At 72.1% G+C, this 18,661-nt stretch carries 23 protein-coding genes; 9 read left to right on the top strand and 14 right to left on the bottom strand.

Annotation, left to right across the window (positions count from 1 at the left end; translation table 11 throughout):
* Both bmt and N1F89_RS17520 read right to left on the bottom strand, forming a co-directional pair.
* The coding region (gene bmt, locus N1F89_RS17525) for a betaine--homocysteine S-methyltransferase (RefSeq protein ID WP_290085670.1) at positions 1 to 927 on the bottom strand (927 nt) is incomplete at its 3' end.
* Between the two features lie 76 nt (positions 928 to 1,003).
* Entirely contained in the window at positions 1,004 to 1,876 is an 873-nt protein-coding gene (locus tag N1F89_RS17520; RefSeq protein WP_290085669.1) for a helix-turn-helix transcriptional regulator, read from the bottom strand.
* 190 nt (positions 1,877 to 2,066) lie between these two features.
* On the opposite strand from N1F89_RS17520, the gene N1F89_RS17515 reads away from it, so the two are divergent.
* Together N1F89_RS17515 and N1F89_RS17510 are read left to right on the top strand one after the other, a co-directional pair.
* Complete coding sequence (locus tag N1F89_RS17515; RefSeq protein WP_290085667.1) at positions 2,067 to 3,086, top strand: fatty acid desaturase; 1,020 nt, start codon at positions 2,067 to 2,069, stop codon at positions 3,084 to 3,086.
* 47 nt (positions 3,087 to 3,133) lie between these two features.
* A complete protein-coding gene (locus N1F89_RS17510) occupies positions 3,134 to 3,934 on the top strand; it encodes a PhnD/SsuA/transferrin family substrate-binding protein (RefSeq protein ID WP_290085671.1) in 801 nt (266 codons plus the stop codon).
* A 328-nt stretch (positions 3,935 to 4,262) separates the two neighbouring features.
* Here the strand turns inward: N1F89_RS17510 and N1F89_RS17505 are convergent, their stop codons facing one another.
* From N1F89_RS17505 to N1F89_RS17495, 3 genes are all read right to left on the bottom strand, one after another.
* Entirely contained in the window at positions 4,263 to 4,886 is a 624-nt protein-coding gene (locus N1F89_RS17505) for a LysE family transporter (RefSeq protein WP_290085665.1), read from the bottom strand.
* Positions 4,887 to 4,969: 83 nt separating this feature from the next.
* Positions 4,970 to 5,605: a PilZ domain-containing protein gene (locus N1F89_RS17500; RefSeq protein ID WP_290085663.1), complete on the bottom strand. Its 636-nt coding sequence runs from the start codon at positions 5,603 to 5,605 to the stop codon at positions 4,970 to 4,972.
* Between the two features lie 111 nt (positions 5,606 to 5,716).
* Positions 5,717 to 6,355 (bottom strand): PAS domain-containing protein, encoded by a 639-nt coding sequence (locus tag N1F89_RS17495; protein ID WP_290085662.1) that lies wholly within the window; start codon positions 6,353 to 6,355, stop codon positions 5,717 to 5,719.
* A 370-nt stretch (positions 6,356 to 6,725) separates the two neighbouring features.
* Between N1F89_RS17495 and N1F89_RS17490 the strand changes: the two genes are divergently transcribed.
* Positions 6,726 to 7,487: a rhomboid family intramembrane serine protease gene (locus N1F89_RS17490; protein WP_290085660.1), complete on the top strand. Its 762-nt coding sequence runs from the start codon at positions 6,726 to 6,728 to the stop codon at positions 7,485 to 7,487.
* Between the two features lie 101 nt (positions 7,488 to 7,588).
* Positions 7,589 to 8,020, top strand: a complete 432-nt coding sequence (locus N1F89_RS17485; protein ID WP_290085658.1) for a CBS domain-containing protein — start codon at positions 7,589 to 7,591, stop codon at positions 8,018 to 8,020.
* Between the two features lie 39 nt (positions 8,021 to 8,059).
* Here N1F89_RS17485 and N1F89_RS17480 read toward each other — a convergent pair whose 3' ends face one another.
* Complete coding sequence (locus tag N1F89_RS17480; RefSeq protein ID WP_290085655.1) at positions 8,060 to 8,317, bottom strand: YjhX family toxin; 258 nt, start codon at positions 8,315 to 8,317, stop codon at positions 8,060 to 8,062.
* 297 nt (positions 8,318 to 8,614) lie between these two features.
* Here N1F89_RS17480 and gatB point away from each other — a divergent pair, with 297 nt between their 5' ends.
* Entirely contained in the window at positions 8,615 to 10,117 is a 1,503-nt protein-coding gene (gene gatB / locus N1F89_RS17475; RefSeq protein WP_290085653.1) for an Asp-tRNA(Asn)/Glu-tRNA(Gln) amidotransferase subunit GatB, read from the top strand.
* 274 nt (positions 10,118 to 10,391) lie between these two features.
* Positions 10,392 to 10,883, top strand: a complete 492-nt coding sequence (locus N1F89_RS17470) for a GNAT family N-acetyltransferase (protein ID WP_290085651.1) — start codon at positions 10,392 to 10,394, stop codon at positions 10,881 to 10,883.
* Between the two features lie 21 nt (positions 10,884 to 10,904).
* Here N1F89_RS17470 and N1F89_RS17465 read toward each other — a convergent pair whose 3' ends face one another.
* Positions 10,905 to 11,327 carry a hypothetical protein gene (locus tag N1F89_RS17465; protein ID WP_290085650.1) on the bottom strand — a complete coding sequence of 141 codons (423 nt, stop codon included), beginning with the start codon at positions 11,325 to 11,327 and terminating at the stop codon, positions 10,905 to 10,907.
* A 146-nt stretch (positions 11,328 to 11,473) separates the two neighbouring features.
* Between N1F89_RS17465 and N1F89_RS17460 the strand changes: the two genes are divergently transcribed.
* From N1F89_RS17460 to N1F89_RS17450, 3 genes are all read left to right on the top strand, one after another.
* Positions 11,474 to 11,872 carry an NADH:ubiquinone oxidoreductase subunit NDUFA12 gene (locus tag N1F89_RS17460; RefSeq protein WP_290085649.1) on the top strand — a complete coding sequence of 133 codons (399 nt, stop codon included), beginning with the start codon at positions 11,474 to 11,476 and terminating at the stop codon, positions 11,870 to 11,872.
* A 108-nt stretch (positions 11,873 to 11,980) separates the two neighbouring features.
* A complete protein-coding gene (locus N1F89_RS17455; RefSeq protein ID WP_290085648.1) occupies positions 11,981 to 12,430 on the top strand; it encodes a DUF2155 domain-containing protein in 450 nt (149 codons plus the stop codon).
* A gap of 35 nt (positions 12,431 to 12,465) precedes the next feature.
* Entirely contained in the window at positions 12,466 to 12,921 is a 456-nt protein-coding gene (locus N1F89_RS17450; protein ID WP_290085647.1) for a GFA family protein, read from the top strand.
* A gap of 13 nt (positions 12,922 to 12,934) precedes the next feature.
* Here N1F89_RS17450 and aat read toward each other — a convergent pair whose 3' ends face one another.
* The 7 genes from aat to N1F89_RS17415 all read right to left on the bottom strand — a co-directional run.
* On the bottom strand, positions 12,935 to 13,552 hold the full coding sequence (aat, locus tag N1F89_RS17445; protein WP_290085646.1) for a leucyl/phenylalanyl-tRNA--protein transferase: 618 nt from the start codon (positions 13,550 to 13,552) through the stop codon (positions 12,935 to 12,937).
* A 16-nt stretch (positions 13,553 to 13,568) separates the two neighbouring features.
* Complete coding sequence (gene accC / locus N1F89_RS17440) at positions 13,569 to 14,912, bottom strand: acetyl-CoA carboxylase biotin carboxylase subunit (RefSeq protein ID WP_290085645.1); 1,344 nt, start codon at positions 14,910 to 14,912, stop codon at positions 13,569 to 13,571.
* 9 nt (positions 14,913 to 14,921) lie between these two features.
* Entirely contained in the window at positions 14,922 to 15,392 is a 471-nt protein-coding gene (gene accB / locus N1F89_RS17435) for an acetyl-CoA carboxylase biotin carboxyl carrier protein (RefSeq protein WP_290085643.1), read from the bottom strand.
* Positions 15,393 to 15,406: 14 nt separating this feature from the next.
* Positions 15,407 to 15,850, bottom strand: a complete 444-nt coding sequence (gene aroQ, locus N1F89_RS17430) for a type II 3-dehydroquinate dehydratase (RefSeq protein ID WP_290085642.1) — start codon at positions 15,848 to 15,850, stop codon at positions 15,407 to 15,409.
* A 120-nt stretch (positions 15,851 to 15,970) separates the two neighbouring features.
* A complete protein-coding gene (locus tag N1F89_RS17425; protein ID WP_290085641.1) occupies positions 15,971 to 16,774 on the bottom strand; it encodes a DsbA family protein in 804 nt (267 codons plus the stop codon).
* Between the two features lie 55 nt (positions 16,775 to 16,829).
* The gene (locus N1F89_RS17420; protein WP_290085640.1) at positions 16,830 to 18,227 is read right to left on the bottom strand and encodes a M48 family metalloprotease; all 1,398 of its coding nucleotides are present in this window, start codon (positions 18,225 to 18,227) and stop codon (positions 16,830 to 16,832) included.
* Between the two features lie 169 nt (positions 18,228 to 18,396).
* Positions 18,397 to 18,661, bottom strand: a 265-nt coding sequence (locus N1F89_RS17415) for a hypothetical protein (protein WP_290085639.1), incomplete at its 5' end; no start/stop codon positions are given.

The following is an 18,661-nucleotide window of genomic DNA, read 5'->3' as shown; positions in this document are numbered from 1 at the left end:
CGCGACGATCGCCTCGAGCGTCGGCCGGCCGTCCTTCTCGTGGCCGTCGATCGCCTCGCGCATCGCCTTCAGGTGCTCGAAGGAGGTGCCGCAGCAGCCGCCGATGATGCGCGCGCCGCTGTCGACGGCGAGCCGCGCATAGTCGGCCATCAGCTCCGGCGTGCCGGAATAGTGGATCTCGGAGCCGTGGAACTCGGGGATGCCGCAATTGGCCTTGACCACCAGCGTCGCGTCGGCCTTGGCCTCGGCCATGTCGAGCAGGGCGGACAGGATGTCGGAGGCGCCGACGCCGCAATTGGCGCCGACGGCGGCCGGCGGCTCGGCCAGCCCGTCGGCGACGCCGTGGATGTCCTTCGGCGCCAGCCCCATCATGGTGCGCCCGGCGGTGTCGAACGAGCCGGTGTAGGTGTAGGGCAGGCCGACCGCGATCGCCGCCTCGGCGGCCGCGCGGATCTCCTCGGGCGACGACATGGTCTCGATCCAGGCGACCTCGGCGCCGCCGTCCTTCAGGCCCTCGATCTGCTCGCGGAAGGCGGCGACCGCCGCGTCGTGGGTGAGCGCGCCGAGCGGCTGCATCAGCTCGCCGGTCGGCCCCACCGAGCCGGCGACGATGACGGGCCGGCCGGCCCGGTCGGCCACCTTGCGGGCGATCTCGGCGGCCTTGCGGTTGAGCGCGTGGACGCGGTCCTGCGCGTTGTGCAGCTTGAGCCGGTGGCGCGTGCCGCCGAACGAGTTGGTCAGGATGATGTCGGCGCCGGCATCGACGAAGCCCTGGTGCAGCGCCTCGATCTTCTCCGGCGCCTCCTCGTTCCAGAGCTCCGGCGCCTCGCCGGACTGCAGCCCCATGGCGAACAGGTTGGTGCCGGTGGCGCCGTCGGCCAGCAGCACGCCCTTGTCGGCCAGCAGCGCGTCGATCGGATTGTCCATGGCCGGCGCCTTTCGGTTCTTGCGGAGGATGGCGGGATCGCGGCCTCGGCCGCGAGATAACGATATAAAGAAATGCTTATATCGGGTCAATGGCGGCGGCCGCGCCGCGCCCCCGGCTCAGCCCGGCGACATAGGCCGCCGCCTCGTGCGCGTTGACCTCGGCGGCGCGGATCAGCGAATCGAAATGGCGCGTCAGGGTCTGGATCGGCTGCGTGCCGTTGAGCACCAGGTAGAGGCCGCCGACATAGATCGCCGCGCGGATCGGCCCGAAGATGGTGTAGGGGATCGAGTAGCGCTTGCGCCCGTCGTAGAGGAACAGCCGGAAGGTCGGGTAGAGGTCGTCGAGCAGGGCGGCCATGTGGTCGATCTGCTCGGCGCGCACGGCCGGCGGCACGTCGGACCACAGGCCCTCGCCGCGGGCGAAGATGTCGAGCGTCTGGCGCGGCATGCAGACCTCCATGTCGGTCTCCGGCCGGCGGTTGTAGTCGATGCGGTACTGCGCCTCGTCGATCTGCGTCGCGCGGTTGAGCTGCGCGGCCTCGGCCTCGTAGGCGATCACCGCCTCGGTGCGCAGCAGGTCGGGAATGCCCGACGGCACGTAGCGGATCTTGGTGCCGGCCGCCTCGGCGTGCCAGCGGGCGAGCAGCGTGTGGTCGAAGCCGCCGGAGCCCTGGGCGATCTCGATCGAGGCGCGCAGCTCGCCGGTCACGCCCTCGTCCTGGCTGAGGCCGAGCAGCCAGTCGAGCGACACCTTGTGCTCGGCGGCGATGTTCATCAGCGTCTCGGCGCGCGGCAGCCGCGTCGCCGTGCCGGCGAGAAGCTGCGACAGCGCCGAGCGGTCGATGCCGACGGCGGCGGCGAAGGCCGACTGGTTGAGGCCGGAGCGCTGTAGCAGCAGCCGCAGCCGGTCGCGGAACAGCCGCGAGAGATCACGCTTGTCGAGCCGCATGGCGCCGCAGCCTCGTCCGCAGGTGTTTACAATGCAAAACAGATGCTTTGTTTGATGCGCAGTGTCAACGTTTTGTGCGCGTTGTCGCGTTGCCGGTCCTGACGATTGCTGACAGCCTCGCGGCCGGTTCCGGGGTTTTCCGGGGGAGCCGTGCGCGGGGGCGCGACCGGCAAAGCGAAAGGTGACGAGGATGGGCGAGGGCGCAGGGCGCGCACCGGCCGGCGGGGCGGTGCGCGTGGAATGGCCGACGGTCGGGCTGATCGTGGCGTGCTACGGGCTGTGGGCGACGGCGGGCGTGGCGTTGTGGCCGGCCTGGCCGGCGGCGGCGCTGGCGGTGATGAGCCTGTGCGTGGCGCTGCAGTCCTCGCTGATGCACGAATGCCTGCACGGCCATCCGACGCGCCACGCGCGGCTCAACGAGGCGCTGGTCGGCCTGCCCATCGGCCTCGTCTACCCCTATCGCCGCTTCAAGGCGCTGCATCTGCGCCACCACGCCGACGAGCGGCTGACCGATCCGTTCGAGGATCCCGAAAGCTACTACCGGGCGCAGTGGCGCTACGCGCGGCTGCCCGGCGCCGTGCGGCTCCTGCTGCGTGCCAACAACACGATGGTCGGGCGCTTCGTCCTCGGCCCGCCGGTCGCCGTCGCCGGCTTCCTCGCCGCCGATGCGCAGCGGCTCGGCGCCGGCGACCGCACGGTGCGGCGCGCCTGGCTGCTGCACGGCGCCGGCGTGGCGGCGACGCTCGCCATCGTCGCCTGGGGCTTCGGCATGCCGGTCTGGCTCTATCTGCTGGTGCCGGTCTGGCTCGGCCAGTCGCTGATCGCCATCCGCACCTTCGCCGAGCATCGCTGGGCGGAGCGGCCGGACGGCCGCACGATCATCGTCGAGCGCTCGCCCTTCGCGCTGCTGTTCCTCAACAACAACCTGCACCTGGTGCACCACAAGCGGCCGCGCGCGCCGTGGTACCGGCTGCCGGCGCTCTATCGCGCGCAGCGCGAGATGTGGCTGACGATGAACGACGGCTACGCCTATCCGGGCTATTTCGCGCTGTTCCGGGCCTTCGCGCTGCGGCCCAAGGAGCCGGTCGCCCACCCGGTGCTGCGGCGCGCGCCGGAGCCCGGCCGCGCCTACCGGCCGCGCGTGCGGGCCCATTCGGTGGCCGGCCTCGGTGGCACGGCGCCGGTGCCCGCCCGGCCGCAGAAGGACTGAGTGGGTTCGCCCTTGCCTTCGCTTTATCGATGCGCAGTCTCACCGGCATGCGCCGCATGATCGCCGCCCTGCCGATGTACGACTGGCCCGAGATAAGGGCCGAGACCGACGCCGAATGGGCCGGGCTCGCCGCCCGCCTGCGCGCCGCCGGCCTCGCCGCGCCGCCGCGCCTCGCACGCTCGAACGGCGACCTGCCGGCGGTTCCCGGCGGCATCCGCGACCGGCGGGGCCGGGCGGTCGCGCCCGATCCCGCGACGCTGCCGCCCGACGCGCTCGACGTCGGCACGCTGTGGCGCCATCCCGACCTTTTTCTGGCGCAGACCTGCTGGGGCCCGCTCGAGACGACCGACCTCGCCGCGCATGTCGCCGTCGTCGGCCAGCCCGACTATTCCGCCTATGCCGGCGGCGCCGGGCCGGACTATGCGAGCGCGCTCTTGATGCGGCGCGGCGCGGGCGCGCCGGTGCCGCCGCCCGGCGACGGCCGCGCCGTGCTGCCGGTGGCGCGGCTCGCCGGCCTGCGGCTTGCCTTCAACGGGCCGGATTCGATGTCGGGCCTGCTCGCGCTGGCGCGCGACCTCGCCGCGCTCGGCCGCGGCATCGAGGTCTTCGCCGCGCGCGCCGCGACCGGGTCGCACCGCGCCTCGGCGCGCGCGGTGGCCGAGGGGCGGGCCGATCTCTGCGCCGTCGACTGCCGCAGCTGGGCGCTGCTCCGCCGCGTCGAGCCGGCGCTCGCCGGGCGCCTCGCGGTGGTGGGCTGGACGGCGCGGCGCAAGGGCCTGCCCTACGTCACCGCCGCCGGCCGCCCGGCCGCCGAGATCGCCGCCCTGCGCACGGCCCTGGCGGGCTGAGCCCGACGCTGGCGCGCCCCGGCACGTGTCGGCGCCGCCCCTCATCCGCGGCGCGGGCACCGCCACCGCTCCGCATGCCGTGCCCCGCCGCCAGGTCGACGCTGCCCCTCACCCTGCCCTCTCCCCGCGCGCGGGGAGAGGGTGGGGTCGTGCGCGTCTTCGGCGGCCGTCCCCTCTGGCACCCTCTGTCGGCTGCACCGACATCTCATCCTCAAAGGAGGGGAGATCGAGCATGCGCCCGGCCGGCCGGCCGAGGGGCGCAAGCGTCGCCGCTCCCTCTCCCCGCAGGCGGGGAGAGGGTAAGGGTGAGGGGCCAGGCGCTGCGGACCTAGCGGCCGGCCGTGGTCAGCGCCGCGCCGATGCCGACGAAGGTCGCGCCTGCGGCGCGGTTGAACCAGCGGCCGTAGCGGGCGAGCCACGGCGCGATGCGCTGGGCGAGCCCGGCCAGAAGCAGCTCGTAGGTCACCTCGACCACCACGAAGGTGCCGCCGAAGACGGCGAGCTGCAGCAGGAAGGAGGCCTCCGGCACGATGAACTGCGGCAGGAAGGCGGCGAAGAAGATCAGCCCCTTGGGGTTCGACACGGCGACCAGGAACCCCTGGTTGAACAGCCGCAGGCCGCGCACCCCGCCGCCGCCCGGCGCGCGGCCGGCGGCGGCGATCTCGGGGGCGGGGGCGCGCCACACGCGTATGCCGAGATAGACGAGGTAGCCCGCGCCGAGCCATTTGGCGACCGTGAAGGCCTGCTCCGACGCGGCCAGGAGCGCGCCCATGCCGGCGAGCGACGCGGCGATCAGCAGCAGGAAGCCGAGCGCGCCGCCCGACACCGTGCACACCGTCGGCCGGAAGCCGTAGCAGGCGCCGTGCGTCAGCGACAGGAGGCCGTTCGGGCCCGGCGTCAGCGACAGGCCGACGGCGGCCAGGAGATAGACAAGCCAGAGTTCCGCGCTCATGCCGCACCGCCCGCTTGCGTTGCCGTTGCGCATCTATCCCACGAACCGGGGCGGCCTGTCATCAGGGGCGGCCGGCGGCCGGATCAGTGCTCGTCGCTGAACTGGGCTTCCAGCGTTTCGGGATGCTGCACCACGGCGAACTCGACCGCCACGCCGTCCTCGAAGTGGCGGACCACCTGGCCGCGCATGGTGCCGAGCGTCACCTGGACGCCGAGCGCCGGGCGCACCTCGATCTCGACCGCCGCGCCCGACAGTGACAGGTCGATGATGCGGCACTGGTACTGGCGGCCGTCGGGAAGCTGCAGAACGGTGATCGGGTTGCGCGGCGCGACGCGGTCGTGCCGGCGGTCCTCCGGCAGGTCGAGCTCGTGCTTGTTGGCCAGCCAGGTGAGCTGCGCGGCCAGCTTGTCCTTCTTGCGGTCGGAGGCGACGATGGTCATCGCGAAGCCGTCCTGCAGGGTGCGCGTGACGATGCCCTCGACGCGGCCGATGTGGTCGAGATAGGCGATCACCCGCTCGCCGGGCTGGCCGGCGCGCGTGCTGCGCAGCGCCACGTTGCCGGGCGACATGTCGATCACCTGGCAGGGGTGCTCGCTGCGGTCCTCCAGCATGAAGCGGCCGTACAGCTTCACGCGCACGCGCTGGAAGCTGCGCCGCTCGGCGTGTGTCGCCGCCGGGGTCGCCGCCGCTGCCGTCGTCCTGGTCTGTGCCCAGCCCACCTGTATCACCGCGCATCGAGCGAAAGTTTCGTCCGACGCTAAGCGCGGCTGGTTAACAGGGGGTAAGCACAACCCTTGCGGGCGTTAATTTTCTGCGCCGCGAGACCGGCGTCATTCCTCGCGCCCGCCGTCGAAGACGACCAGGTGGCGCACCCGCCGGCCGCCGACGCGCTCGATCGGCCGGCTCCAGCCGTCGCCGTCGGACGGCGCCAGCGGCGGCACCTCGACGGCCGGCCGGTTGGCCAGGAACAGCGGCTCGCGGTCGGGGTCGACGACGCGCAGCGAATCCATCGCCACGGTGACGACCGGGTCGCTGCCGAGCCAGAAGGGGCGGTCGACCGCAAAGACGGCGCCGAGCGCGCGCGGGCTCTCGCGGCCGCCCTCCAGCGGCAGCATCAGAAGCTCGAAGTCGGCCGTGCGGCCTTCCGCGCTGGTGCCGCGCAGGGCGAGCACGACGACCGACTTCGACTGGAAGGTGCTGCGCGTCAGGCGGCGCACCAGGCGCTGCTCGGCCTCGTGCCACAGCGAGGCGAAGGCGAAGCCCTTGAGCTCGCGGCCGAAGGTGGCGCACAGCCGCGTGCCGGCGAGGCGGAAGACGGCCTCGCCGCGCGCGTCGCGCTCGAGGATGAAGGTGTCGGCGAGCAGGCCCTTGATGTCGGCCGGCTCGATCTCCGTGCGGCGCGGCGCCGGCCGCCCGTTGCGCAACCTGTTCCAATACTGGAAAAGCGTGATCGCCCCGTCCTGTCTCATGTCGGCCCGCGTCCCACCTTGCGTTCCCGTTTGTGTCATCGGCGAACAGGTTGCGTTCGGCGACGACCTTCATGCTGGACGATGCAGGTTGCATGCCAGCCCCGCCGGGCGTTGTTCACCGGTCGGGACCGTTAAGGTTAACGAACGGTTACGCGTTGCCGCGGCGGCGGCCGCGTGCCACTTGCTCGGACCGGACGGGCGCGGCGGACGTCGCCCGGTCGCCAACTCCGGACGACGCCGCCGGCCGCGATGCCGAGGGGGCTCGACCTTGCCGTTCAGGGAAACCTGGACGGCTTCTTTTTTGCCCGCCGCTCTGCTACCGGGTTCCGGTCCGCGGCGCCGCCGGTGCCGCCGCCGCCGAAAGCCGCCGATGAGCCAGCCAGCGCCCGACGACAGTGCGCCCGAGCGATCCGGGCCGAGCGATGCGGACCGACCCGACGGCACGGGCCGGCCGCGCGGCCGCGAGCCGGTGTTCAACCTGCCGGGCGTGGTGACGGCGCTGATCGCGGCCTGCGTCGGCATCCACCTGGTGCGCGTCTACCTGCTCACCTACGCGCAGGACCTGGCGCTGCTGGTGCGCTTCGCCTTCATTCCGCTGCGCTATTCCGGCGCCTATGCGCTCGACGTCTATGCCTTCGTCAGCCCGCTCAGCTATTCGCTGCTGCATGGCAGCGCGGCGCATCTGGTGGTCAACATGGTGTGGCTCGCCGCCTTCGGCTCGCCGCTCGCCGTGCGCATCGGCAATGCCCGCTTCCTTCTGTTCTGGGCCGCCACGGCGCTGGCCGCCGTGCTGCTGCACTACGGCCTGCATCCGCTCGATCGGGTGCCGCTGATCGGCGCCTCGGGGGCGATCTCCGGCATGATGGGCGCGGCGGCGCGCTTCGCCTTCCGCATCGACCGGTCGTCCGGCCGCGGCGCCTTCGGCGGTCCCATCCTGTCCTACCGCGCGGTGCTGCGCTCGCGCCCGGCGGTCACCTTCCTCGCCGTGTGGCTGGCCATCAACCTGGTCACCGGGCTCGGCTTCGGCACGCCGGGCATGACCGCCGAAATCGCCTGGGAGGCGCATATCGGCGGCTTCCTGGCCGGCTTCTTCGGCATCGCCGCGTTCGACCGCCGGCCGCCGGCGCGCTGACGACGCCGCGCTTGCATTCGCCGCTGGCCGGGCGCACCATCCGGTCCGGATGCCCGTGCGCGGGGGGCGGCGGCAGCGGGCGCGGAAGGAGGAGAAACGGCATGACGGTCAGGAAGATCCTCGAGGAAAAGGGCCGCGACGTGGTCACGCTGGGGCCCGACCGGACGCTGGCGGAGGCAACCCGGCTGCTGGCGGACAAGCGCATCGGCGCGCTGGTCATCACCGAGCGCGACGGCGGCATCGCCGGCATCCTGTCGGAGCGCGACATCGTGCGCGTGATCGGCGAGGACGGTGCCGACGCGCTGTCGCGGCCGGTCTCGCAGGTGATGACGGCGAGCGTGAAGATCTGCCGCGAGAGCCACACCGTCAACGAGGTGATGGAGATCATGACGCGCGGCCGCTTCCGCCATCTGCCGGTCGAGGTCGACGGCCGTCTCGCCGGCCTGGTGTCGATCGGCGACGTCGTCAAGCGGCGCATCGAGGAGGCCGAGCGCGAGGCGGAATCGATCCGCAGCTACATCGCCACCGCGTGAGCGGCCGCCGGCCGCGGGGCCGGCGGCCTGGCCGCGCCGTCAGCGGTTGTCGGGCTCGGCGCGCACCAGCGCCAGCCCGCGACGCGTGATGCGGTAGGGCCCGCCGCCGCACGAGGCGATGGCCCGCCGGCGCTTGAGCTTGCGGAAGAGCGGCAGGTCGATGCCGGGAAAGCGCCAGCCGTCGCGCGTGCGGCATGCGACGGCACCGATCTTTCCGCGTGCGGTCTTCTCGTGTTCGATCCACCCGCCCTGGGCGAGCAGGTGCAGGATGCGCTGTTCGGCGCGGGAGATGTCCATCTTGGTGGTGAGTCCTGAAAACCAGGCCGCGAGGCCATGACAGAAGGGCCGCGTCCGCGCCGGCGGCGCGGGCGGGGTTCCGGTTTTCCGCCCCGATCCGCGATCGGGGCCCTAGCGGGACTCACGCAAGGTGGACATGAACACTCCTTCGTCCGGCCGACGGGTTAGCTTCCGGACGTCGAAAACGCAAGCGCGCCCGGCCTGCCGCTTGTCACGCTGGGCGGTTTGGACTAGCGACTGTCCGGCGCGGGACGGCGTCGCCGCCCGCCTGTCCGACCAACCGCAAGACACGGGCTCATGACGATCATCGACACGCGAACCCCCGACCCGAAGCGGCTGATCTCCGGCGCGACCGGCGAGTGGGAGGTCATCATCGGCATGGAGGTGCACGCCCAGGTGACCTCGGAGGCGAAGCTGTTCTCCGGCGCCTCGACCGCCTTCGGCGCGGAACCCAACGCCCATGTCAGCCTGGTCGACGCGGCGATGCCCGGCATGCTGCCGGTGATCAACGAGGCGTGCGTGCGCCAGGCGATCCGCACCGGCCTCGGGCTCAAGGCGACGATCAACCACCGCTCCGTCTTCGACCGCAAGAACTACTTCTATCCCGACCTGCCGCAGGGCTACCAGATCTCGCAGTACAAGCAGCCGATCGTCGGCGAGGGCACCGTCACCGTGTCGGTCGGCCCGGCCAAGGACGGCTCCTTCGAGGAGATCGAGGTCGGCATCGAGCGGCTGCATCTGGAGCAGGACGCCGGCAAGTCGCTGCACGACCAGCACCCCACCATGTCCTATGTCGATCTCAACCGCAGCGGCGTGGCGCTGATGGAGATCGTGTCGAAGCCCGACATGCGCTCGGCCGACGAGGCCAAGGCCTTTCTCACCAAGCTGCGCACCATCCTGCGCTATCTCGGCACCTGCGACGGCAACATGGACGAGGGCTCGATGCGCGCCGACGTCAACGTGTCGGTGCGCCGGCCGGGCGAGCCGTTCGGCACGCGCTGCGAGATCAAGAACGTCAACTCGATCCGCTTCGTCGGCCAGGCGATCGAATCGGAGGCCGAGCGGCAGATCGCGCTGCTCGAGGACGGCGGCGCGGTGGTGCAGGAAACGCGGCTGTTCGACCCCGCGCGCGGCCAGACGCGCTCGATGCGCAGCAAGGAGGAGGCGCACGACTATCGCTACTTCCCCGACCCCGACCTGGTGCCGCTCGAATTCGACGAAGCCTATGTGGCCGCGCTCGCCGAGGGGCTGCCCGAGCTGCCCGACGACAAGCGCGCCCGGCTGATCGAGACGCTCGGCCTGTCGACCTACGACGCCTCCATCCTGGTGTCGGAGAAGGCGATCGCCGACTATTTCGAGGCGGTGGCGGCCGGCCGCGACGGCAAGGCGGCGGCCAACTGGGTGATCAACGACCTGCTCGGCGCGCTCAACCGCGAAGGCCGGCGCATCGACCAGGCGCCGCTGTCGCCCGACCAGCTCGGCGCCATCATCGATCTGGTGCGCGACGGCACGATCTCCGGCAAGATCGCCAAGGAGCTGTTCGAGATTGTCTGGAGCGAGGGCGGCGATCCGCGCGCCGTCGTCGAGCAGCGCGGCATGAAGCAGGTCACCGACACCGGCGCCATCGAGGCGGCGGTCGACGCGGTGATCGCGGCCAACCCCGACAAGGTCGAGCAGGCCAAGGCCAAGCCGACGCTGGCCGGCTGGTTCGTCGGCCAGGTGATGAAGGCGACCGGCGGCAAGGCCAACCCGCAGGCGGTCAACCAGCTCGTCAAGCAGAAGCTCGGGCTCGACGGCTGAGCCGCGGAGCGCCGCGCGAGGACCCGCGCCACGCGCATCGCCGAGCGATCCCGCCGGAAGGCCGTCGCGGATGGCGGCGATCCGCGCGCGGCGTCCTCGGCCGGCACCAGGGTCTGCCTCGCGGGGCCCGCCGCATCGGTGCGTCGGCCGCCGGTCGTGACGGGCAACGGGTCGTTGCCTGCAACGGGCGCTAGGCCGGGGCGGCGAAACGGCGCTATACTGGCCCGCGTGAGCGCGAAGCCCGGCGCCGGCCGCCGGGAGCGGAGGACAGGCGATGCTGGTGCGCGCGGCCCGCGAAGGCGATCTGGAGGCGGTGCGCGCGCTGCTGATCGAGACCTGGCACGCCACCTATGACGGCATCTACGGCTCGGACTGGGTGAGCGCCGTCACCCAGGAGTGGCACTCGCTGGCCGCACTGCGGGCGCGGCTCCGGCGGCCCGGCGCGGTGTTCCTGCTCAGGCCGTGCGAGGACGGGGTGGCCGGCATGGCCTTTGCCTCGACGCCGGACCGCGGCGCCACGGTGCTTCTGCACCAGCTCTACGTGCGGCCCGACCGGCAGGGCTTCGGCGTCGGCCGGGCGCTGCTCAAGGCGGTGATCGAGCGCTTCCAGGCCGCCGTCGCCGTGCGGCTGGAGGTCGAGGAGGCCAACCGGCGCGCCGTCGCCTTCTACCTCAAGCACGGCTTCGTGCGCGTGTGCCGGGCGCAGACGCGCGGCCGGCCGCATCCCGGCCTGTCGCCGCTGATGTTCGAGAAGCAGCTCGTGTGAGCGCCGCGCGAGGCGCCGGCGTCAGGGATCGACGGCGATCTCGTTGCCGCCTTCGTCGAACAGCCGCACCACGGCGCATTCGATCAGATCGGGCCTGAGCGCGGCGTCGCATGTCACTTCCGCCGCCGCGAGCGCCGCCGCGCGCGAGCTCCAGCCGCACAGATATTCGTGCCAGTGCGGGCCCTCGCGGTGCTGCACGAAGACGTCGGCGCTCCAGCCGGCGGGGTAGCACCAGGCGACGCGCAGGCAGTCGGCGGGCCGGGCGCCGGCCTCCGCGCAGCGGCGCCTGGCGCAGGCCATCGCGACGTCCGGCGTGTCGCCGGTGCACACGCCGCTCGCCTGTTCCGGCGCCTCGGCGAAGGCGATGCCGGTCGGGCCGTCCTGGGCGGCGGCGGCGGCCGACAGAACGAGGGCGCAAAGGCCGGCGAGGGCGGGGCGGAGCATGGGGCGGCCTCCACGGACGACGACGATCCGCAATGGATAGCGCAAAGGCCGCGCCGCGTCATCGCGGCACGCGGCGGGCCTTGCCAACGTCGCCCGGCCGCCCCATAAGACGGGCGCCGCAACCCGCTCGTCAGCAGAGGACCGCGATGAAGAGACTCCTGCTCCAGATCTTCACCTGGTGGAACGGACAGACGCTGGCGACGCGCTTCCACACCTGGCGCAAGGGCAGGCGCGTCGGCGCCGACGCCTTCGGCAACGTCTACTATGAGGGCGGCACCGATTCGGAAGGCCGCACCCGGCGCTGGGTCATCTACGACGGCCTGTCGGAGGCCTCCAAGGTGCCGCCGGGCTGGCACGGCTGGCTGCATCACCGCGTCGACACGCCGCCGGCATCGGAGAGCTACGAGCCCAGGGAGTGGCAGAAGCCGCACCTGCCCAACCTGACCGGCACGCCCTACGCCTACCGGCCGAAGGGCTCGCTGCTGACCAAGGAGGAGCGGCCGCGGGTGACCGGCGACTACGACGCCTGGACGCCGGGCAACTGACGCCGCGGCGCGGGTGATTTCTCGCCACAATTGCGCGCTATCCGGCTGGCTCGCGCGCAGCCCGCGCGCAGCCGGCGCGCCCGGGGCCAGCAGATGGACGATCAGCCGATGACGAACGCGATGCGCCAGCGATGGGCGAGACCGGCGGCCGCCGCCGCCACGGCTCTCGGCCTGTTCACCCTTCTCGCCGCGCCGCCGGCGCTGGCCGAGCGCATCAGCCACCCGGTCGCCGAGTTCACCGGCATCGACAAGATCACCGGCCGCATCATCAGCTTCGACGTCTACATGGACGAGACGGTGCAGTTCGGCGCGCTGCAGGTGACGCCGCGCGTGTGCTACGCCTCGCCGGAGACCGAGGAGCCGAAGACCGACGCCTTCGTCGAGGTCGACGAGATCACCCTCGACCGCAAGATTAGGCGCATCTTCACCGGCTGGATGTTCGCCGAGAGCCCCGGCCTCAACGCGGTCGAGCACGCCGTCTATGACGTGTGGCTGAAGAGCTGCAAGCAGGAGACCGACGTGCCGCCGCCCGAGGAGGCCGCCGCGCAGGAGTCCTGACCGGACCGGCGCGTGCGTGCGCGGAGGGACCCGCCATGACCGAAGCCGCATTTCCGCTTGCCGGCGTGTGTCGCTGCGGCCGCACCGGCATCGCGATCGCCGCGCCGCCGCTGATGACGGCCGCCTGCCACTGCCGCGGCTGCCAGCGCATGAGCGCCAGCGCCTATTCGCTGACCGCGATGATCCCCGCCGACGCCTTCAAGGTGGTGCGGGGCGCGCCGGTCGAGGGCGGCCTCGGCGGGCCGCAGCTCGACCACTTCTTCTGTCCCTCGTGCAAGACCTGGATGTTCACGCGCATCGTCGGCGTGGAGGCCTTCGTCAACGTGCGTCCGACGCTGCTCGAGGACCTGCGCTGGTGCGAGCCCTTCATCGAGACGATGACGGCCGAGCGGCTGGCCTGGGCGCGCACGCCGGCCCGCCATTCCTATGCCGGCTTTCCGCCGGCGGAGGATCTGGAGCCGCTGATGCGCGCCTTCGCCGCGCGGTCGTGAGCGGCGGGCGCAGTCACGCGAAGCGCGCCGGCTCGCCCTCCAGCGCCTCGGCCAGCAGCCGCTCGTAGCGTCGGCGCGGCACGTCGACGGCGCCGAAGCGCTTGAGATGCGCGGTGGTGAACTGCGTGTCGAGCAGCACGAAGCCGCGCGCCCTCAGCCGCTCCACCAGATGCACCAGGCACACCTTGGAGGCGTCGCGCTCGCGCGAGAACATGCTCTCGCCGAAGAAGGCGCGGCCGAGGCTGACGCCGTAGAGCCCGCCGACCAGCCGGCCCTCGCGCCACGCCTCGACGGTGTGGCAGTGGCCGCGCGCGAACAGCGCGGCATAGGCCTCGCGGATCGGTCCGTTGATCCAGGTGCTGCGGCGCTCGTCGCGCGCTTCCGCGCAGCCGGCGATCACGGCGTCGAAGTCGCCGTCGAAGACGATCTCGAAGCGGCGCTGCCGCACCACCTTGCGCAGGCTGCGCGGCACGTGGAAACCGTCGAGCGGGATGACGCCGCGCACCTCCGGCCGGACCCAGAAGATCTCGGGATCCTCCGCGCTCTCGGCCATCGGGAAGACGCCGGCCGAGTAGGCGCGCAGCAGGAGATCGGTCGGGATGCGGTGGCCGGGCGCGAAGGGGCGTGTCATCGTCGGCCGTGCCGCCTCAGCCGCTGTCGGCCAGATAGTTCTCCAGCCAGTGGATGTCGTAGTCGCCGTTGGCGACGTCGGGATTGCCGACCAGATCGCGGAACAGCGGCAGCGTCGAGTTGATGCCGTCGACGACGAACTCGTCGAGCGCACGGCGCAGCCGCATCATGCAGTCGACCCGGTTGCGGCCGTGCACGATCAGCTTGCCGATCAGGCTGTCGTAGTAGGGCGGGATGCGGTAGCCCGAATAGACGCCCGAATCGACCCGCACGCCGAGCCCGCCGGGCGTGTGGAAATGGGTGATCGTGCCGGGCGAAGGCACGAAGGTGCGCGGGTCCTCCGCGTTGATGCGGCACTCGATGGCATGGCCGTTGAAGCGCACGTCCTCCTGGCGCAGCGACAGGCCGCTGCCGGCGGCCACGCGGATCTGCTCGTGCACCAGGTCGATGCCGGTGATCGCCTCGGTCACCGGATGCTCGACCTGCAGCCGGGTGTTCATCTCGATGAAGTAGAACTCGCCGTTCTCGTAGAGGAACTCGACCGTGCCGGCGCCCGCATAGCCGAGATCGGCGATGGCGCGCGCGACCGTGCCGCCGATGCGCGCGCGCTCGGCCTCGTTGAGGGCCGGCGAGGGCGCCTCCTCCCAGATCTTCTGGTGGCGGCGCTGCAGCGAGCAGTCGCGCTCGCCCAGATGGATGGCGCGGCCGGCGCCGTCGCCGACCACCTGGATCTCGATGTGGCGCGGCTTGGCGAGATACTTCTCGATGTAGACGGCGTCGTCGCCGAAGGCCGCGCCGGCCTCCGCGCGCGCCGTCGACAGCGCCTCGGCGAGCTGGTCGCGGCTGCGCGCGATCTTCATGCCGCGGCCGCCGCCGCCCGAGGCCGCCTTGATGAGCACCGGATAGCCGATCTCCTCGGCGACGCGCTGGGCGGTGTCGTCGTCGGTCACCGCGCCGTCGGAGCCCGGCACCACCGGAATGCCGAGCCGGGCGACCGTCTTCTTGGCCTCGATCTTGTCGCCCATCACGCGGATGTGCTCGGCCGAGGGGCCGATGAAGGTGATCTTGTGGGCGGCCAGGATCTCGGCGAACTTGGCGTTCTCCGACAGGAAGCCGTAGCCGGGATGGATGGCGTCGGCGCCGGTGATCTCGCAGGCGGCGACGATCTGGTGGATGTTGAGATAGCTCTCGCGCGAGGGCGGCGGGCCGATGCACACGCTCTCGTCGGCGAGCCGCACATGCATGGCGTCGGCATCGGCGGTCGAGTGCACGGCCACCGTCTTGATGCCGAGCTCCTTGGCCGCGCGCAGCACGCGAAGCGCGATCTCGCCGCGGTTGGCGATCAGGATCTTCTGGAACATGCGCCGCGCCTACTCGATGACGACGAGCGGCTCGCCGTACTCGACGGGCTGCGCGTCCTCGAAAAGGATGGCCGTCACCGTGCCCGCGCGCGGCGACGGGATCTGGTTCATCGTCTTCATCGCCTCGATGATGAGCAGGGTCTGGCCCTCGCGCACCGACTGGCCGACCTCGACGAAGGGGCGGGCGCCCGGCGCCGGGGCGGAATAGGCGGTGCCGACCATCGGCGAGCGCACCGCATTGGCCGAGACGTCGGCGCCGGCCTCGCGCGCCGGCGCGGCCTCGGCCGGGCGCTGGTCGGCGGCCGGCTGGGCCGGCGCCGCCGCGGCGTGGACGGGCGCCGGCGGGGCGCTGCCCTGGCGCGAGACGCGCACGCGCATGTCGTCCTGCTCGACCTCGATCTCGGTCAGGTTGGTCTCGTTGAGTATGGCAGCCAGATCGCGGATAAGCTGCTGGTCCACACCCGTCTTCTTGTTCGACATCTTGCGTCCCCTGTTCAGCCCTGCAGCCGGGCCGCCACGGCCTCGAGCGCCAGCGTGTAGCCGGCCGGCCCGAGGCCGCAGATCATGCCCGTCGCTGCCGGGGCGATCATCGACACGTGGCGGAAGGCCTCGCGTGCGTGAATGTTGGAAAGGTGCACCTCGACCACCGGCAGCGGTGCGACGGCGCGGATGGCGTCGTGCAGCGCGATCGAGGTGTGGCCGTAGGCGCCGGGATTGATGACGATGCCGGCCGCCCCTTCGGCCGCCTCGTGCACCCAGTCGACCAACACCCCCTCGTGGTTGGTCTGACGGAAATCCGCCGCGAGCCCGAGCGCGCCGGCCTTTTCTTCGCAGGCCTGGCGGATCGCGTCGAGCGTCATGGCGCCATAGATGGAGGGTTCGCGCCTGCCGAGGGCGTTGAGGTTCGGCCCGTTGAGAATGTAAACCGCGCTCGGCATCCGCTCGCTCCCGCCCGGCGCCGTGCGCGCACCGTGGCGTAACCCTCTATATTCGCCATACCGGCCCGCGCAAAGGGCGCATAGCGCCTTCTGCGTCTGTCCACAAAGTGCTGGCGGGTCTCAGCAAAGCGCGTCGGGGCAGGCCGCGGCGGCCTCGATCTTCTCGTTGAGCACGTCGAGGCCGAGGGCGCCGAACACCACCTGCGTGCCGATCACGTAGGACGGCGTGCCGGTGATGGAGAGCTCGTTGGCGAGCTCGTAGGTCTCGGCGAAGGCTTCGCGGATGGCCGGGTTCTCCATCTCCGCGCGCAGCGCCGCCTCGTCGACGCCGAGCTCGCGGGCGACCGCGATGGCGCTTGCCTCGCCGGCGCGGCCGACGCCGCCGAGCAGCCGGCGGTGGAACTCGCCGTACTTCTCCGGCGCCAGCGCGCGAAACGCCATCGACACGATGTGCGCCTGCTGCGAATCGGGGCCGAGGATCGGGAACTCCTTGAGCACGAAGCGCACGTTGTCGTTGCCCGACAGCAGCGCCTCCATGTCGTCCATGGCGCGCTTGCAGTAGCTGCAGTTGTAGTCGAAGAACTCCACCACCGTGACCGAGGCGTCGGGATTGCCGAGCACGCCGTCATAGGGCGCGTTGAAGATCGTCTCGGCCGAGGCGCGGATCGTCTCGGCCTGCGCGACGCGCTTTTCCTCCTCGCGCTTGGTCTCCAGCGCGGTCTGCACCTCGAGCAGGATCTCCGGGTTGGCGATCAGGTAGTCGCGCACGATCTGCTCGATCGCGCCGCGGTCGAGCTGCGGGCCCGATTCGGCGAGCGCCTGGCCGCCGGCCGGCCGCCCGGGGTCGCCCGCCATGAAGCCGAAGGCCAGCATGGCGAAGGAAACGGTGACGGCGAGGGCGCCGGCGACGATTGCGTTTTTCATGCTTCGATCCGTGTTCGACGTCTGATGATGTGCGGTTGGCTTCGCCGGCCGCCGTTCACTTGCCCGGCTGTCGGTAGTCGATGATGTCCTGTGCGCGCAGCCAGCCCGGCGAGCCGTGCTTCATCTTCATCTGGGCGCGCGCGGCGAACACCTTGGCATCGCGCAGGTTGCCGGAATGGAAATGGCCCTCGGCCGTGGCCAGCTCGGCCGCCGCCACGTCGCCGCTCTGGCCGTGCGCCTGCGCCAGGTAGCGGTAGCCGGCGGCGTATTCGGGCGCGCGCGCCAGCCCGGCCTGGATCTCGGTCGCCGCACGCTTGACGAGGTCGGGGCGGCCGGTCGCCATCAGCGCCTGGCCGTAGGCGACCTGCAGCAGGCCGGAGCGCGAGCGGTCGAGCTTGATCGCCTGGGCGTAGGCGTTGGCCGCCTCGGCCGGGCGGTTGGCGCGCACCAGCACGTCGCCGCGCAACTCGTGGAAATAGGCGTTGCCGGGTTGCGCGGCGATCAGCCGGTCGGCCTTGGCGAGCGCGTCGCGCGGGTTGCCGCGCAGATGCGTGGAGATGGCGTCGCCGTAGAGCGCCGGCAGGCCGCGCGGGGCGTCGCGGAACAGGCGCTGCACGGTCGCCGGGCCTTCGGTGTGGGCGGCGATCTTGGCGCGCATCAGGTCGTGGCGCAGCTGCAGCTCCGGCGGGTCGCGGCGCTCGAAATGCGGGCTCTGGCGGGCCAGCACCTCGAGATTGGCGATCCGCTCGCGCGGCATCGGATGGCTGATCTGGTAGGGGTCGACGTTGACGCCGGACAGCGCCAGGCCGCGCCCCATGCGCTCGAAGGTGGCCAGCATGCCGGCCGCCGACTGGCCGGTGCGCCGCAGATAGTCGAGCGCCGAGCGGTCGGCGGTCGCCTCCTCGGTGCGCTGGTAGGCGAGCACGCCGCGCCGGGCGGTCTCCGCGCCGCCGATCGCCAGTCCGGCGCCGGCTTGGGCGAGGCCGCCGGACGAGGCGGCCGCGCCGGCGAAGCCGGCACCGACGCCGAGCAGTGCGGCGACGATCGCCATCGTCTGGGCGCGGGCGATCTGCTGGCGCAGCCGCTCCTGGTGGCCGCCGGCGATGTGGCCGGCCTCGTGCGCGATGACGCCGATGATCTCGTTCGGCGTCTCGGTCGTCATCAGCGCACCGGTGTGGATGAAGATGCGCCGGCCGGCGACGAAGGCGTTGAAGCCGCGGTCGTTGACCAGGATGATGTCGATGCCCGAGGAGGACAGGCCGGCCGCCTTGAGGATCGGCCGTGCATAGTCGGCGATCAGCGCCTCGATCTCCGCGTCGCGCACGATCGGCACCGAGCGGCCCTGCGCGGCGGCCTGCGACAGCGGCACCAGCGTGGCCTGCAGCGCGACGGCGACGGCGGCCAGCAGCGGCACGATGCGGAAGCGGACGGCGAGGGCGGCAAGAGGCAGCATGGCGGCGACCAGTGGTAGCCGACGCCCTTCCGCGAGGAAAGGCGTCGGATGAACGATCATGCAGTTGTGATCGACACGGCAATCGCGGCGATAGTGTGGTTGCCGGTGCCGACCGGCCGCAACGCGAGGCTGCGGCGCCGGGCCGGCGCCGCGGCGGCGCGCCGCCGCGTCAGAAGAAGCTCTTGCGCTGCCACCAGCCGGTGCGCCGCGGCGTCGCCGACTCCTCCTCCTCCTCCTCGGTGTTCGACACGACGACCGGCTCGGCCGGCGGCTTCGGCGCGCTGCGGCGGGCGCGGCGCGGCTTCGCGGCCTCGTCCGTGTCCGCCTTGGCGGCCGCCTCGTCCGGCTCGCCGTCGGCGGCGGCCGGCGCGGGCTCCGGCTCGGGCGCGGCGGCGCTTCCCTCGTCGGCCGGCTGCGGCGCCGGCGCCGGTTCG

The organism is Aquibium sp. A9E412, from assembly GCF_030398335.1.
Taxonomy (GTDB): Bacteria; Pseudomonadota; Alphaproteobacteria; order Rhizobiales; family Rhizobiaceae; genus A9E412.
This window is presented reverse-complemented; position numbering and strand designations above follow the sequence as displayed.

What these genes read in the sequence shown, in the direction of transcription:
- N1F89_RS17520 (WP_290085669.1), bottom strand. Translation starts at nt 1,876, where the DNA reads ATGCGGCTCGACAAGCGTGATCTCTCGCGGCTGTTCCGCGACCGGCTG.
- N1F89_RS17515 (WP_290085667.1), top strand. Translation starts at nt 2,067, where the DNA reads ATGGGCGAGGGCGCAGGGCGCGCACCGGCCGGCGGGGCGGTGCGCGTG.
- N1F89_RS17510 (WP_290085671.1), top strand. Translation starts at nt 3,134, where the DNA reads ATGCGCCGCATGATCGCCGCCCTGCCGATGTACGACTGGCCCGAGATA.
- N1F89_RS17505 (WP_290085665.1), bottom strand. Translation starts at nt 4,886, where the DNA reads ATGAGCGCGGAACTCTGGCTTGTCTATCTCCTGGCCGCCGTCGGCCTG.
- N1F89_RS17495 (WP_290085662.1), bottom strand. Translation starts at nt 6,355, where the DNA reads ATGAGACAGGACGGGGCGATCACGCTTTTCCAGTATTGGAACAGGTTG.
- N1F89_RS17490 (WP_290085660.1), top strand. Translation starts at nt 6,726, where the DNA reads ATGAGCCAGCCAGCGCCCGACGACAGTGCGCCCGAGCGATCCGGGCCG.
- N1F89_RS17485 (WP_290085658.1), top strand. Translation starts at nt 7,589, where the DNA reads ATGACGGTCAGGAAGATCCTCGAGGAAAAGGGCCGCGACGTGGTCACG.
- N1F89_RS17480 (WP_290085655.1), bottom strand. Translation starts at nt 8,317, where the DNA reads ATGGACATCTCCCGCGCCGAACAGCGCATCCTGCACCTGCTCGCCCAG.
- gatB (WP_290085653.1), top strand. Translation starts at nt 8,615, where the DNA reads ATGACGATCATCGACACGCGAACCCCCGACCCGAAGCGGCTGATCTCC.
- N1F89_RS17470 (WP_290085651.1), top strand. Translation starts at nt 10,392, where the DNA reads ATGCTGGTGCGCGCGGCCCGCGAAGGCGATCTGGAGGCGGTGCGCGCG.
- N1F89_RS17465 (WP_290085650.1), bottom strand. Translation starts at nt 11,327, where the DNA reads ATGCTCCGCCCCGCCCTCGCCGGCCTTTGCGCCCTCGTTCTGTCGGCC.
- N1F89_RS17460 (WP_290085649.1), top strand. Translation starts at nt 11,474, where the DNA reads ATGAAGAGACTCCTGCTCCAGATCTTCACCTGGTGGAACGGACAGACG.
- N1F89_RS17455 (WP_290085648.1), top strand. Translation starts at nt 11,981, where the DNA reads ATGACGAACGCGATGCGCCAGCGATGGGCGAGACCGGCGGCCGCCGCC.
- N1F89_RS17450 (WP_290085647.1), top strand. Translation starts at nt 12,466, where the DNA reads ATGACCGAAGCCGCATTTCCGCTTGCCGGCGTGTGTCGCTGCGGCCGC.
- aat (WP_290085646.1), bottom strand. Translation starts at nt 13,552, where the DNA reads ATGACACGCCCCTTCGCGCCCGGCCACCGCATCCCGACCGATCTCCTG.
- accC (WP_290085645.1), bottom strand. Translation starts at nt 14,912, where the DNA reads ATGTTCCAGAAGATCCTGATCGCCAACCGCGGCGAGATCGCGCTTCGC.
- accB (WP_290085643.1), bottom strand. Translation starts at nt 15,392, where the DNA reads ATGTCGAACAAGAAGACGGGTGTGGACCAGCAGCTTATCCGCGATCTG.
- aroQ (WP_290085642.1), bottom strand. Translation starts at nt 15,850, where the DNA reads ATGCCGAGCGCGGTTTACATTCTCAACGGGCCGAACCTCAACGCCCTC.
- N1F89_RS17425 (WP_290085641.1), bottom strand. Translation starts at nt 16,774, where the DNA reads ATGAAAAACGCAATCGTCGCCGGCGCCCTCGCCGTCACCGTTTCCTTC.
- N1F89_RS17420 (WP_290085640.1), bottom strand. Translation starts at nt 18,227, where the DNA reads ATGCTGCCTCTTGCCGCCCTCGCCGTCCGCTTCCGCATCGTGCCGCTG.